The organism is Paenibacillus sp. NPDC058367 (genome assembly GCF_042723305.1).
Classification (GTDB): Bacteria; Bacillota; Bacilli; order Paenibacillales; family Paenibacillaceae; genus Paenibacillus_AQ.
In genome coordinates, this window is record NZ_JBHXIZ010000001.1 from 1,079,292 (window position 1) to 1,094,448 (window position 15,157).

The 15,157-nt window shown below is 41.2% G+C and carries 13 protein-coding genes; 1 reads left to right on the forward strand and 12 read right to left on the reverse strand.

Translation table 11 applies throughout. The features are described 5' to 3' along the window. Positions 1–199 precede the first annotated feature (199 nt). On the reverse strand, positions 200–1,174 hold the full coding sequence (locus ACFWMP_RS04990) for a phosphotransferase enzyme family protein (protein WP_379422291.1): 975 nt from the start codon (positions 1,172–1,174) through the stop codon (positions 200–202). Between the two features lie 320 nt (positions 1,175–1,494). Between ACFWMP_RS04990 and ACFWMP_RS04995 the strand changes: the two genes are divergently transcribed. Next, positions 1,495–1,674 carry a hypothetical protein gene (locus ACFWMP_RS04995; RefSeq protein WP_379422293.1) on the forward strand — a complete coding sequence of 60 codons (180 nt, stop codon included), beginning with the start codon at positions 1,495–1,497 and terminating at the stop codon, positions 1,672–1,674. 165 nt (positions 1,675–1,839) lie between these two features. On the opposite strand, the gene ACFWMP_RS05000 is transcribed toward ACFWMP_RS04995, so the two are convergent. The 11 genes from ACFWMP_RS05000 to ACFWMP_RS05050 form a co-directional block, all read right to left on the reverse strand. Next, positions 1,840–2,466 carry a type 1 glutamine amidotransferase family protein gene (locus tag ACFWMP_RS05000; RefSeq protein ID WP_283911136.1) on the reverse strand — a complete coding sequence of 209 codons (627 nt, stop codon included), beginning with the start codon at positions 2,464–2,466 and terminating at the stop codon, positions 1,840–1,842. 109 nt (positions 2,467–2,575) lie between these two features. After that, positions 2,576–3,538, reverse strand: coding sequence for a helix-turn-helix transcriptional regulator (locus ACFWMP_RS05005; RefSeq protein ID WP_379422296.1), 963 nt, complete (start codon positions 3,536–3,538; stop codon positions 2,576–2,578). 650 nt (positions 3,539–4,188) lie between these two features. Continuing rightward, positions 4,189–5,145: a pectinesterase family protein gene (locus ACFWMP_RS05010; protein ID WP_379422298.1), complete on the reverse strand. Its 957-nt coding sequence runs from the start codon at positions 5,143–5,145 to the stop codon at positions 4,189–4,191. Between the two features lie 27 nt (positions 5,146–5,172). After that, the gene (locus ACFWMP_RS05015; RefSeq protein WP_379422300.1) at positions 5,173–6,063 is read right to left on the reverse strand and encodes a dienelactone hydrolase family protein; all 891 of its coding nucleotides are present in this window, start codon (positions 6,061–6,063) and stop codon (positions 5,173–5,175) included. Between the two features lie 11 nt (positions 6,064–6,074). After that, positions 6,075–7,436, reverse strand: a complete 1,362-nt coding sequence (locus tag ACFWMP_RS05020) for a glycoside hydrolase family 28 protein (protein WP_379422302.1) — start codon at positions 7,434–7,436, stop codon at positions 6,075–6,077. A 22-nt stretch (positions 7,437–7,458) separates the two neighbouring features. Continuing rightward, positions 7,459–8,580: a glycoside hydrolase family 88/105 protein gene (locus ACFWMP_RS05025; protein WP_379422304.1), complete on the reverse strand. Its 1,122-nt coding sequence runs from the start codon at positions 8,578–8,580 to the stop codon at positions 7,459–7,461. A gap of 110 nt (positions 8,581–8,690) precedes the next feature. Continuing rightward, positions 8,691–9,794, reverse strand: coding sequence for a glycoside hydrolase family 88/105 protein (locus ACFWMP_RS05030; protein WP_379422306.1), 1,104 nt, complete (start codon positions 9,792–9,794; stop codon positions 8,691–8,693). 41 nt (positions 9,795–9,835) lie between these two features. Continuing rightward, positions 9,836–10,711, reverse strand: coding sequence for a carbohydrate ABC transporter permease (locus ACFWMP_RS05035; protein WP_042186649.1), 876 nt, complete (start codon positions 10,709–10,711; stop codon positions 9,836–9,838). 21 nt (positions 10,712–10,732) lie between these two features. After that, positions 10,733–11,701: an ABC transporter permease gene (locus ACFWMP_RS05040; RefSeq protein ID WP_042186647.1), complete on the reverse strand. Its 969-nt coding sequence runs from the start codon at positions 11,699–11,701 to the stop codon at positions 10,733–10,735. 104 nt (positions 11,702–11,805) lie between these two features. After that, positions 11,806–13,368 carry an extracellular solute-binding protein gene (locus ACFWMP_RS05045; protein WP_379422309.1) on the reverse strand — a complete coding sequence of 521 codons (1,563 nt, stop codon included), beginning with the start codon at positions 13,366–13,368 and terminating at the stop codon, positions 11,806–11,808. A gap of 183 nt (positions 13,369–13,551) precedes the next feature. Continuing rightward, entirely contained in the window at positions 13,552–15,069 is a 1,518-nt protein-coding gene (locus ACFWMP_RS05050; RefSeq protein WP_379422311.1) for an extracellular solute-binding protein, read from the reverse strand. Positions 15,070–15,157: the final 88 nt, after the last annotated feature.

Here is a 15,157-nt window from a genome sequence, read left to right on the forward strand (position 1 = left end):
TCGGTTTGAGCAATTTCGAGTCCATACATCACATTTGTGACCTAGAACCAAACCCCTTTTCGAGGGGATATTTTATTTCACCTATAAAACTTGCCGCTACTTGTGATAAGGTTCCGCGCTGTCTGTAACGGCAAGTTTAAAGGCCATCCTTTGTGGGATGGCCCTTCCTTTTCTGGCTTTGTTAAAGTATCGTACCCGGTTAACACAAAAAGTCCATATCAATATAGGGAGTGTTATTTAACAAATTTTCATAGTAGAAGCGTCGGGCTTGCTCATCCCATTCGCTCCAATCAGGAGCGTTAAAATCTCTGCTTCTATAGAGCGCGGCTAAAACTCTAGCTTGCCTTAAATTAATAAATAATGGGATTTTGTTTAACCAATCTTGACTCACAGTATTTTCCTTACAATAGCCGTTTAAGAAGTTGCAATAGAAACGCTTTGCAATCTCCTTCCTTACATCTCCAGACACAACCCACGGAATAGGGATTTCATAAAATAATGGTGTAGCAATATCAGAAACAAACCAGCTATATTCCGCGTCATCATAGTCAATAATAAAGGCTTTGTCCCCATCATTAAGATAATTGCCAGGGCTGATATCCCCATGAATAAGACCGTACGTATCTTTTTCTTTGGGTAGAGCGCTAACTTCAGTAATTAAACGATCAAAGTTATCGTGTAATTCTAACGGACAATATTTCTTAAATGAGGCTAATAGGGCATTATCATTCCATTCATAGCGTGAATGTTGGGACGAATAATTAAGTGAAAACTTATGTATTTTCCCGACCATTTGACCGATATTCTCATAAAACGTATTGCTCTCCTCGGCTATTACTGCATTTCTGCCGGGTGCTTTCTCAAAAGCTGTCACAACAAAGGACTCGTCAATTATATGAATAAGATCCCCTGATAAAGACTGAATGGGCTTCGCTACTTTCATTCCGCGATCGGCCAGGAACATGATAAAATCTAGTTCCGCTCTTGTTAATAATTCATTCCGATGTGTGACATGGGCAATTCTTAAAATAACTTCTCGATCTCCAACTACCCCGGAATAAACGAAATTTTGAAACCCATTTAATTCGAAAATTGAGTCTTCACGTATTCCAAAACATTGCGCGGACTGTCTCAAAATATCTTGTGTGTATAGTAGTTTAATCTTTTTATCCATATAACCTCTCCCCCTTTACTTTTATGGTATCAAAAGGTGCTGATTGAAAATATACTGAATTTGATTTAAAATCAAATTCTACACAAAAAGCCACATCAGAAAGCTTGATGTGACTTACAAGTGAATCCCCATTTTTTATGCAACTTTTCAGGGGTCGGGACATAAACCATGCGGCCATGAATGTACTTCTGAATTTCTTTTAGCAACTCTTCCGGAAAGATAATATCTGCATTTACATATTTTATGATAGCTCTGCTCCTTAAATTTTTTTTTTGAAAATTTAAGGGAGCAAAGTCATTCTATCTGACGGGGCTCATGAGATGCCCTCAGTACGGGGCAACGCTTGTCGCGTATCGAATATACGACACGCTGAAAGCTACGTCATCGAACGGATCGCGGCGGTAGTACAAACACCAAAACTGCTGGACGACATTGTCGTTAGCCTCAATAAGTCGCGGAGCAAGAGCGTTGCTCCGCTTCAAAAAGAGCTATCACGATGACCCACTTCCTTTAGTGGGAAGTGACGAGATGTTCCACTCAAAAAACGATAGATTTAAGTACCTTAACCCTTTATGCTTAACTATCGTACTCCGTTAGAATTCCTGTTGAACGAACATTTATATTGTTACTCATGTGGCATTTTGTCCATATTAATGCTGATACCTTCATTGTATTGAATTCATCAACTCATAGTAATATTTAGAATCACTAGTCTTATTCAGGCTATACCAGGCGTCTAATGTTTTTGGAGAAAACACATCCAAAGCTTTCAAGATGTGTGCAGAAAATTCCAACGGAGCTATTCCAGATGCTGTGATCAGTTTTCCATCAGTTACAGCAGACTCCATTTTGTAATACTTTTCTCCTGTATAAGTGGGACAGATCATTTTAAGGTATTCCAGATCATTGCTTGTATGCCCACGTGAATTCAGCAATCCTGTCTGGGCAAGTCCCATTGTAGCACCACAAATCGCTGCAACCCATATACCTTCCCTTAAACACCTCTCAGCGATTTTTAAGAGGGGGTCGTGAATGGTTTCTGTCCATGTATCTCCACCGGGTAAAATCAATAGATCTGATCTTTCAATGCTGCACTCATCCAATTTGATGTCAGGCAGTATTTTCAATCCACCCATTGTAGTTACTGGGGTCTTATCAATTCCCACGGTAACTATTTTTGATGGGGCCAGCCCCTTTTTATAATATCTTCCCGAGTTCAGTTCGGCAGTTAAGTAGCCTATTTCCCAGTCTGCCATTGTGTCAAACACATAAAGATATACCGTATTATTCATTTGCAAGTTCTCCTTATTTTATAATTCATCAAGTGATACCAACCATCGGTAATCAATGATTATCATCATTATAAAATGACTTCACTGACATCCACTGTCAGTGAAGCTATTAAAGTTGATAATATTCCATTAACTCCGACACAACACCAACTAGTTTTTCCTTCAAACTCTGTGGTTCGATTACTTGAATGGATTTCCCGTAGGATAAGAGAAAATTAGGAACATAGGTATGAATTGATTTTTCCTCAAGTAAAAAGATTGCTTGATTTGATGTACGCTCTTTCAGATGATGCCCCAAAAACCAATGCAGGCATAAGTCATCCAATGCCTCTGAGCTACCTTCGATAATTAAAGCAATTAACCCGTCCTTGCCGACTAAATCAGGTAATAGATTTCGCAAAAAAAATTCCCGAGCCAAAAAAGCTTCGGAACGCTTAAATATGTTTTGAGTACGCTTGATTTGTAAAATCCGTTCTACCCGAAAGCTGCGAATCTCATTTCTCAGGTGGCAAAATGCAACAATATACCATTTATTGTTCCAGTAAACCATTCCATAGGGATCTATCACCCTAGTCTTGGGTTGATCATCACGGCGTGTGTGATAATCAATTTCTACAGAGAATTCGTTTGCTACAGCTTGCTCCAATTCCGCCAATACTGGCTGAATAGAAGGGTCTCCCATACGGTTTATAACTTCAAATCCGGCTAAATGACGGCTGAGAACACTTTCCTGTTCCTGATTCGAATACATTTTCAATTTGGATGTCGCATTACCTAATGCCTCACTCAAAGGGTATCCGGCTTCTTTTGCAAAAACAGCAGCATGAAGAAGTGCTTTTTTTTCTTCAATATCAAATAGCAGAGGTGCTCTGATAAAATTATTCAGCAAGCTATACCCGCCATTATGACCAGTGTCGGATATTATAGGCACTCCACTGGCACCTAGCGCATCAATGTACCGATAGACTGTCCTTATATTTATTTCTAACTTTTCGGATATTTGTTTTGCGGTCATTTTAACGCCCGAATTCAGCATCCATAGGATTGCCAGCATATTATCGTTTTTTGGCATCACATATACCTCATCTTTTATTAGGAACGCTCTAAATTATTAGCTTTGCGAATCGCCTGCATTCCTTTATTCATCAATCTAACAAAATATAGAGGAGATTAGCTCATATAATGAACTAACCATCCTCTATTTATGTTACTACAATTAACTCAGTCTACAACTTTATTTGCCGAAATATTATTAGATAATCAATTTATAGGCATCAGGACCATTCATTTTATCAATAAGATATTCACTACAAACTAGCCTTCGACTTAACTTGAAAAAACATTCATAATCATTTTAATAATTGTACTGATTATCCATTAAGTGATCTTGGTATACAAGGGCATTAACACTCAAAGCTAGCAAAATATTTTTATAGTATTAAACAAAAGGTGGGGAAGAAATGCATTGGAAAAAGTATTTTATTCTATTGCTACCAACGATATTAATTGGGCTATTTTTATTTTACATTCTTCCAGCAATCCAGAGACCTTATGTTTTAATAGTTCCTATGGTATTTTGGTTGATCTATTACTTTTGGATATATATTGAAAGAAAACAAAAGAATAAATGATAAAGAGCTCATTCATTTAAAAAAGGCAGCCTAGGACTTTATCTCACTCGTCCATGACTGCCTCTCTTTTATAAACTAATCAATTACAGTATTACTTCCAAAAGTCCGTCCCAGCAAAAACAAACTCTTTATCCAGCGCTTCTCCCCCATCCTCATAGCAATCCGCCCAGGGAACACGTTGCTTTCGCACATTAGCAGTATCCTTCACGCCAAATTCCTGATATCTTACAGTTTGCTCATTCGCTGAGTTATTCCAGTTGTCCCAGCCCAAAGGATGAATATGCGAACCCATCTGACAACCCACAAATACAGTCTTAGCGTACTCACGCCAAGGACGTCCTAAAAACACTGGAGCAATATCAGAGTCGGCTGTTAAGAAGCAATTCTTGAAAATATAACCATGTAGCTGTCCCTCGGGTGTGGAGGCAGCTGTTATATACCCTGTATTGTTTTCATAATGACGTAAACTACGGATTTCACATTGATCGAAATAAGCCGTTGCACCGCCAAAAATAAAATCGATTGTTCCTTCTATATAGCAATGCTGATACAACTGACGATACTGGGCATGATGTTCTCTCAGCGGAACGCCTCCGAATGCCCCTCGCTCTCGTGGAGCAGGTGGCAAAGGCCCTGTGAACAACGTGTCTTGATGCCCTTTAAAGGTACAATGTCTGAACACGGTTTGGTCACAATGCGCATAAACGGCTACCGCCTGACCAATAGGTTCTCCCTGCCCAGCACTATTGGAAATCACCAGGTTCTCTAAGACCAGGTCTGTACCTCCCAGAAATAACGTTGGTGTAGCAAACGTATTGATTTCTTCACCCGCTTCATCACGCTCTTTGGCATAATGATTCATGGTTATTTCCACGAGGCCAATCCCTATAATCGTTAGATAAGAACGATAAATCCTTACTGTCTCATTATAGATGGCTGACAAAATATAAAGCGTATCTGCTTGGCCCGATGGCTCGCACTCTAGCGAATCTATCGCCTCTTGAATCGTGTGATAGTCACAAAAGGATTCTTTGCCTACTACTAGCATCGTTGGTTCAGTTCCCTTCTATGGATTTTAGAGATGCTTCGCCAAAAATTGCTGCCATAAAGTCCGCATTTCCAAGGTCTCCATATGCCCACCACTAGAAATGACAGGTTGCCAATGTTCTGATTTCCCTGCCGTTTGATAAGCTTCGGACAGCCCTCTATCCAAGAGTGCTACTCCTTCAGTGGGACATAGCCGATCATTTCTGCCTACCAGGCTCATTCGCGGGCGGGGAACGATCCGCTTTTGAATATCGAGCGTTGTGTAATGCTTCAACAACCCGGGCACATAAGAATAGTAACCATGATGATCTAGTCCTCTTACCGCAATTAAGGTATGCGCATCTACTTGACCACAAATATCGACAATCACCCCGACCCGTTCGTCTAATGCAGCCAGCCACCAGGCCATCAAACCACCCATGGACATGCCGATTGTTGCGATTCGTGACGTATCAATATCCTCACGTTGGCCCATATAATCTATCATACGAATATTGTCATATAGCATCATGCCCCACATGACCTGCCCCTGCCACAGCATTTCCTTCACTAACTCACTCTCAGTTCTGCCACCCCGCTCATTAAATCCCCACATGTCGATACAGCAAGCCGCATATCCCAACTCCGTTAGCGCTTTAGCAAAAGAGGGCTGTTGCAAATAGGGACTACTCCGAATAAACTCATTGCGTCCATTCGCGTAATTCCCTCCATGAGAATGATTAAAGACAACCAGCGGAAACGGCCCTTCTTTATGTAAAGGGATTGCCACATAAGCCGGTACCTGTTCAATTCCATTAAGATCCAGTAAAAGAGATTCCAGAATATATCCGTCCCACTCCTCTTGGTTCATCACAGTTACGGCAATCGGCTTATCCAACGGAAGATCGCCCAACAGTTCCTTCAGTTTATCAGGCTCCATGGTTCCCTCCCTTACCGACACACATTCTGTTCTGTAGGCGAAACTGTAACTTGTTCTACTAGTTTTTCTGGCTTGCTCGTGTTCTTCGAATGACAATTCATGATCTCTATCGCTTCACCATTTTCAATATAAAAAGCAGGCCCTTCATGATTCTCGATGCTCACCTGATGGAATTGCACATCCCTTGCATTGCCCAGAAAAAATCCGCGATTGTTCATGTTCTCGATCCCTGTCATCATATCCGGATGCCCGGGAACTGCATTGTGTGCCATGGAGATATCAATATTTGTAAAAGTAATCTCCGATACATACTGCTCTGCAAGTCCATATAAGAATCCCGCAGATGCATGTACATTACGTGCGGTAATATTGGCGAAATGAATTCGTCTAAAGCATGGCGTTTCATCTGTAATCGGATAAGGGTTTTTGTCCCACACATACTTCTCTTTCCCGCGAGGTCCACAGAAATAGTATAGATTTAGTGCGAACGGACAAATGACTTCTTCCATTACAATATTACTGATCCGAATATCTTCAATCGTCCCTCCGCGTCCACGTCTTGATTTCATGCGTATGCCACGATCGGTTTGTTTAAAGACACAGTTACTAATGGTTACATTACGAATATCTCCGCTCATTTCACTTCCGAGTACAACACCCCCATGCCCATGAACCATGGTACAATTGGTGATCGTAATATTCTCGCATGGAATGCGCTCTTTCGTATCTTCAGTTCCCGCTTTGATAGCAATACAGTCATCACCTACATCAATATTACAGTTACTAATCCGAACATTCGTACAAGATTCTGGATTAATACCATCTGTATTCGGAGAATCAGCCGGGTTATTAATGGACAGATTATCAATCGTCACATTGTAGCAGCCCACAGGATTAACGGTCCAGCTTGGAGAATTCACTAGCGAGACATCCTTAATTGTTATCCGCTGACAGCTATCAAATCCAATCAAAGTCGGACGGGGGTACATGAGCTCTTCCCGACGATTCCGAAATACATCCCACCATGCTTTGCCATTACCATTAATAGTTCCGCTTCCGGTAATCGATATATTGACTAAACCTTTGCCATGAATACAAGGCGTATGAACCTGCTGCTTCACCCCTTCCCATCTGCATTCCACCGCAGGATAATTCACCGGATTCGTACTGAATGAAAGGATCGCTCCTGGATTTAAATTTAATTCAATATTGCTTTTCATAACAATCGCACCCGTATAGAAAGTACCTGCTGGCACATAAACGGTTCCTCCACCAGCCTCACTTGCCGCTTCAATCGCATGCGCAATCGCCTCTGTCGCTAACATCCCGCTATTCTTAAGCGCCCCAAAATCCTCAATATTATATACGGACATTTTATAGCACTCCTATTCTATATCAGATCCAGCCTCTTAATTGTTCGTACTCCACACAGGCTTGCAAGAAAGCACCGACACCCTTTTGGTCGTTAGTGACAATAGGCTCACTAATGTAATAAGCGAACGTGCCGTCGCGTTGATCTGCTCCACCTAACCCTGCTACTTGGCAATTCTTATTTAGATTGACCCATCCTTCTTTGGTCTCCAGAACAAACTCTGAGAGAAGTCCTTGGAAGGCGAGATCTAACGGTTCGTACCAACTAGCCTCTAATACGCCTAATCGAATACCTTTTGCCATAGCATACACAATCATGCTAGAAGCGGAAGCCTCTAAGTAATTCCCTTTGCGTTGCCCCAGATTCACTACTTGATACCAGACGCCAGATTCAGGATCCTGATATTTCTTCACAGCTGATAAAGTATCGTTTAGAATACGCACCAGCTCTGGATAATCGGAATGCTCACTCGGCAATAGCTCTAGAACATCTACTAAAGCCATAAGATACCAGCCAAGTGAACGCGCCCAAAAGTTTGGAGAGCATCCTGTCTCGCGGTCACACCAAGGTTGAAGACGCTGTTCATCCCATGCATGATATAACAGACCTGTTTCCGAATCCTTCGTATGCTTCTCACACAAGATAAATTGTTTCGTAACATCTTCAAGCCCCTGCCCTTCTTCAAAAGCTAGCAAGTAGGCTAAATAGAAAGGCGCGCCCATATAAAGACCATCTAACCAGATTTGATAGGGATAAATATTTTTATGCCAAAAAGCACCTTCCGAGGTTCGCGGATGTGTCTCTAGCTGCTTTCTAAATAAGGTAGCCGCTTGTTTGTATTTTTCCTGCTTGGTTTCTTTATATAGCGTAAATAATAATTTCCCGTTGTTAATGTGATCGATATTGTATTCATCTAGGCGATAACCCTTAACGCTGCCATCCTCCTGAATAAAGTTATCCATCTGATATTGAATGAATTGCAGATACTTCGCATCACCGGTATGCTTCCAAAGCCATTCAAATCCATTCAATACGACACCATAGTCATACGTCCAGCTTCCGTTGTAGCCTTTATCTTCATAAAGCTTTGGTGTCCTCGCCATGATTGAGTCTGCTGTGCGGATTGCCCAATGTGATCTCTTCATCCCAACCCCCTGATTATCATTAAATTTAAGAATATCTTTCCCACAAAATAATAGGACTTGATTCTCAGTCCCAGAGAATCAAGTCATTGTCTAGTAAGAATTCAATCGAATCACCCTTGGATTAAGCTCTCCATCTCAACACAAGCCATCACCAACGCGCCTACGCCATGTAAATCATTTTTAACTTTAGGTCTAGTGACGTAACTCTCGTAATCCCCAGCCGAAGTACCGATACAAATGTCCGGCAAAATCAACCTATCCTGCTCATCCCACTGAATGATTTGGATTAACCCTTCATACCCTTTTCTAGCCGCGGCTGTAGCGACTTCCACATCGCTTACAATGCCATGCTTCACTGCTTTGGCAATCGTGTAGACGAATAAACATGAACCTGAGGTCTCCAGCCAATTATCCGCCTCATGCCCCTTATCTACGACCTGATACCAAAGTCCACTTACCGGATCTTGATAACGAATAAGGGCATCAACAAAATCACGTAAAGTAGAAGATAATTCAGCTCGGGCTGGGTCTTGGACGGCCAACAGATCAAGAAATTGCGACAATGCGAGACCATACCAGCCCAGCGATCTGCTCCAAAATTCCGGTGAGCACCCTGTCTCCGGGTTTGACCATGGCATCCGGCGACTCTCGTCCCAAGCATGATACAATAACCCGGTTGTCTCATCTTTCATATACTTACGCATTAACATCTCTTGATGGAGAACTGTATCACGTAAGCTAGGATCGCCATAGACATTAGCATATTTTAACGAGAATACGCCTGCCATATAAAGCCCATCTAACCACATTTGGTTAGCATATTTATCCTTATGCCAATACCCACCTTCAGAGGTTTTGTTTAACGTAAGCAATAAATTCCTCAGCTTCTCCGCAGCAATGCGATACTTGAGTTTACCTGTCCGTTTATGAAGATTAAACAGCAGTTGTCCAGCTTGAACAGCATCCAGCTCATCGCGGGCGAAATAAAAGTTACCATATTCATCTACCAAATCATCCACGTATTCCTGAATATAGTTAATATAGCGGTCTTCTTGATATGCATTCCACAAAAGCTCCATACCACACAGAAATACACCTTGATGGTAATGCCAACGATGTGCTGGAGGAAGCTCTCCCGCTCTGTAAGTATCCATTAAAGAATCGCATGCCTTTTTTGCCCAATCCATTGGTGTTGTTGGTATCCTGCCAGTCATCTCCAAGCTCCTTCCAAAGAATAATCTCTCTCTTCCTCTTATTAGCCCTTCATAGAACCTAACATGGCACCTTTGGCAAAATGCTTCTGTATGAATGGATATACACAAACTATTGGTAAAGTAGCAACAACGATAACAGCCATTTTAATTGTTTGGTCTGGCGGTGGAACAGTTGTATCCAGTGTAGAGCTGTGATCCATACCGCTGGCAAGGACAACAATTTGTCTGAGCAGAACCTGTATTGGCCACTTCGAACTATCATCCAAATACAGAATCGCATTCATGTAAGTATTCCAATACGTAACCGCATAGAACAATCCGATAGTCGCTAACGCAGGTAAGGATAATGGCAATACAATTCGAAATAATATTCCGAAGTCGTTGCAACCATCAATTTTGGCCGACTCCTCCAGACCTTCAGGTATATTTTGGAAAAAATTTCTCAAAATGATCATGTTAAACGCACTAATTGCTGAAGGAAGAATAAGCGCTGCATAACTGTCTATTAGTCCCAATTCCTTTACCACGAGGAAGGTTGGGATCATTCCACCATGAAAGAGCATCGTGAACACAACCATAAAGTTAACCACTTTACGTCCGTCCAGATCTCTTCTGGTAAGAGCGTAGGCCATCAAAGAAGTTATAAACAAGCTGAGGAAAGTACCGACTGCCGTAACACCAATGGAAACACCCATGGCTTTAAATATTGTATTCGTTGAAAAGATGAACTTGTATGCTTCCAGACTCCATACCTTTGGGATCAGTACAAACTTACTAGAAGCCAGTTCTGCACTCGTTGTGAAAGAGCCTGCTACAACGTGAACAAGGGGGAGCACAGTTATTAAAGCAATGATCGCAAGCAGCGTAAAGTTTATAGCAGAAAAAATTCTGCCACTGATTGTTTTATCTTCTACCATTTCTATTCCTCCCACAACATATCAATAAACGCCTTCTTCTCCCATTTTCTTAGATGCTTTATTCACCAACATAACCATGATCAAGCCGACAATTGATTTGAAGAATCCAATGGCTGTACTGTAACTAAACTGCCCCTGTCTCAGACCAGCAGTATATACATACGTATCGATAATTTCCGCAACTTCTCGATTCATGGAGTTAAGCAGCAGAAACACATGTTCAAATCCAAGATCCAGAACGGAACCAATTTTCAAAATAAATAATGTGATAATTACGCCTCTAATCGCTGGAAGTGTAATATGCCAGACTTGTCTGAGTCGTCCAGCTCCATCCATACGTGATGCTTCGTAAAGTCCTGGATCAATGGCAGCTATGGAAGCTAAATAAATAATCGTTCCCCAGCCTGCTTCTCTCCAAATCACCTGAATAATATACATGGGCCTGAACCATCCAGGATTCAGCAGGAAATTAATTTTTTCAAATCCGAAATAGGAAAGTAGCTCGTTGATAATTCCTCCATCCATCGTAACCATCACAAAAGAAATGGAGACGATGATAACCAACGACAGAAAATGGGGCAAATAGAAGATCGTCTGAAAGGTTCTTTTGAAAAAGCTGCCTTGAAGTTCATTCAACATCAGGGCAAGAATAATCGGCATTGGAAAATAGATAAGAATGTTTAATCCGAAAAGCACAAGTGTATTCACTAAAATATTTAAGAAATCCGGCTCTGTGAACAACCTGCTGAAATGCTTCATTCCTACCCAGTTACTGCCTGTTATTCCTTGATAAGGTTTGTAATCTTGAAAGGCGATAATTAGTCCGTACATAGGAAAATATTTAAAAATAATAAAATATAGCACTCCCGGTGTTAGCATGACGTAGAGCCATTTATTTCTCCACAGACGCTTTTTAAGTTCACTGCTGCTCTTGTAAGTCTCACGCTTTATTTGTGGAGCTGGACTGGGCTGTGCGGTGAGTTCCTGCATGATTCTCTTCCTTTCTCCTTCTTTATTCAAACTCTTTATTTCTCCATGTGACTATGAAGAGAAAAGGTTGTTGAAACAAAATCAACAACCTTTTCAGCTAGGTTTTATTTCTTATACAATGCGTTGTACTCATCAATAATCTTAGCTCCGCCACGGTTCTTCCAGTTCTCAACTTCTTTTTCGAACCCTGCTTTGTCGATCTGTCCATAGATATATTTATAAGTTGCATCGGTAATAATCTGTTGAAGCTCAACACCTTTTTCTGTGTACGTAGCCGAATCCATCGCAGCTGTTGGATCTGGTACACCCACCTTGACATTCTCAAGAACCAATTGATCCGCATGAATTCTTCCTGGCAGCGTGTTATAGTTCTCGTACATTCCATTGGTTTCAGCTTCGCCGATAACGCTGTCCTTATATCCTTTTACTTCACGTTCAATCAATTCTTTGTCATCTGTAGCTTTCGCTTTACCGTCTTCAACGGTATAGTGAGTACCCTCGATTCCCCAATACATCAAATTAGCTACTTCTGGGGTCATCATTTGATCAAAGAAAGCAAGAATCTTCTTGAGTTCTGCCTCATCTTTTACAGCAGATTTTGGGAACAAGACAACATTGTTATAGCCTGGAATCATCCATTGAGCATACTTTCCATCTGGACTTGCAACCATACTATGCGCATCCAAAACAGCATCAGGGTTATTCTTAATAGTATCTTTATTGAGGGAATCAATATCTTGCATGGAGCCCCCAATATAGAGTCCACCCTTTCCAGCCTTAAACATATTTACAGCATCTGTTTTACTGGTAGCAGCGAAATCTTGATTAATGTATCCGCCATCACGAGCTTTTTTGAAGAAGTCCATCGTGTCGAAATATTCATCGAATGTAAATTCAGGCGCTAATTTTCCATCCTTCTCTCCCCAGGTGTTCGGTGTTCCGAACCAAGAAGAGACAGTTTTGAAAGCTCCATAGGTCAACTCATTACGGTCAATAATACCTGTAGTATCTTTCTGTCCATTACCGTCTGGATCTTGTTCCGTGAAGGCCTTAGCCATTTCGAATAATTCATCTACATTTGCTGGTGCAGCAAGTCCTAATTTATCAGCCCAGTCTTTTCTGTAAATGATACCTTGACGTGCTAGAGGGCGGCCGATATATAAGGTGTACAGCTTGCCGTCCACTTTCGTGTTATTCAGAATTTCTGGTTTCAATTTACTCAAATTAGGAAACTCGCTTAATAGCGGACCTATTTCCCAGAATTGTCCGTCTTTTATCGCTTCTTTCATCTGAATGAAGGTTGTCTGATTCTTCAAGTACGTCACTTGCGGCAGTGAGCCGGTTGCAAAAGATGAATTAAGTTTTTCTTCATAAGTATCAGCCGGGAAAAATTGATAGGTCAGCTTCGTGTTGGTCAATTTTTCAAGTTCAAGCTTAATCGTATCAGGCGGGGTCTCTGGAATATTTAATGGAAGCATAATCTTAATTTCTGTCGGTCCTGCTTTCACTTCTTCTTTAGGTACTTCTGTCTCAACCGGCTTAGCAGTGCTCTCACCACTTGCAGTTTCAGAACTTGCTTGATTGTTGTTGTTACCACCACATCCAGCTAACAATGTGCTGAACGCTAACAGTGCCGTCAACAACATGGTGAAGGATTTCTTCTTCATACCATTTTGACCTCCATAATTTGTATTGGTTACGAGTTCCACGTTACATCGTCGGCAAGGTTACGAAAACAATCATTTCCCCATAAAGCCCCGTTCTTAAAGGGATCTGATCAAATGATTATGGTGATAACACAAAAAAATCCACCGCATCAGCCGCAGTGGATCAAAGATTATCTAACCTATTTACTTTTCTATCCCAAGCTCAGCCTCACCATATTCTTTAATAATCAGATCTCCTCCGCTAGCTCTCCATTTCTCAACTTCCTTCTGGAATCCCTCAGCGGTTATATTGCCTAATATGTAATTGTACGTAGCGTCCACAATGATTGTAGACAATTCCACATTTTTCTCATCATAGGTGGATGAGCTTAAAGACACGGTCGGATCGTCGACCAGAAAAGATTCATTATCTTTACTTAGCAGATCCGCAAGTGAGGTCAATTGCTCCTTCTGAGCCACCTCCATAATGTTCTTATTACTAATATCTGCAATCATCAAAGAATATAACGGATTTACTTCTTGCACCCGCAGTTCTGAGGTTTCCTCGGGAAGAATGATTTTTCCTCCCTCAAGCTTATAATGGCGCCCTTCAAACCCATACATCATTATATTCGCTACATCTTTATCCATGGTTCGATCAAAGAATTCGAGTACCTCGCGGAGTTCATCCTCCGTAGCAATGGCTTTTTTGGAGAAGAGATAGAGTCCATTATAATTGGGTATCGACCACACCTTATATCCTTCAGGCCCTTCGATCCGATTGATTAACGTAAGTTCTGCCTTTGGATTCAAATTCTGAGCTTCAATAGACAGCCGCTTTACATCTGTCATACTGCCAATAAATACACCAGCAATACCATTAATGAACTTATCGCGTTGTACTTCTTTGCTCGTTAAGGCGAAATCCTGATTAATAATTTTCTCATCATATAATTTCTTCATGAAATTCATGGTGTTCATATACTCAGCGGTCACAAATTCAGGAACGAATTGATGATTCTCTAGTTTCCAATTATTCGGGGTGCCAAAATACGAACTTAATGTCTTGAATACCCCATACACAAGATCATTTCGATCGACTAATCCGAAGGTATCCTGTTTGCCATTCTGATCTGGATCGTTGTATGTAAATTGCCTCATAACCTCATACAGTTCATCCAGTGTTTGTGGATTATTTAAATGGAGATTGTCGAGCCAATCCTTACGAATAATGACCCCCTGTCTGGAAGAGGGGCGTTCCGTATATAGGCCATAGATCTTACTATCTACAGAAGTCTGCTTAAGAATAGCGGGGTTCAGTTGTTTAAGATTGGAGAACTCCTGAAGATAGGGGCCGATCTCCCAAAAGGCATCCGAACGAATAGCATTTTTCACTAGATTGTAGTCTGAGAATTTTACAAATGTGACCTTTCCGAGGGAATTGGTCGTAAGCGCCGTGTTCATCTTATCCGTGTAGACCCCCTCTGGAACCCACCTTATATCGAGCTTCACACCTGTCAGTCTTTCGATCTCTGCCATAATCTCTTTCGAAGGCTGTTGTGGAAAATGAAGGGGTGCCAAAATTGAGATGCTCGGGGGAGATACTACTGGGCCGGCTTCGGCAGATTCCTTATCGTTGCAAGCGCTTAAAAAAGAGAAGACGAGCATGGTAAATAAGCAGAAATACAGCGTTGCCCTTTTACCCATAGATACTTTAGACATTTCTGTGGCCTCCTAGGTATTGTAAGGATTATCACTCTATATCTTGAAAATTTTACAATTTATAAGCATAATTAGAGCTAATGATTAT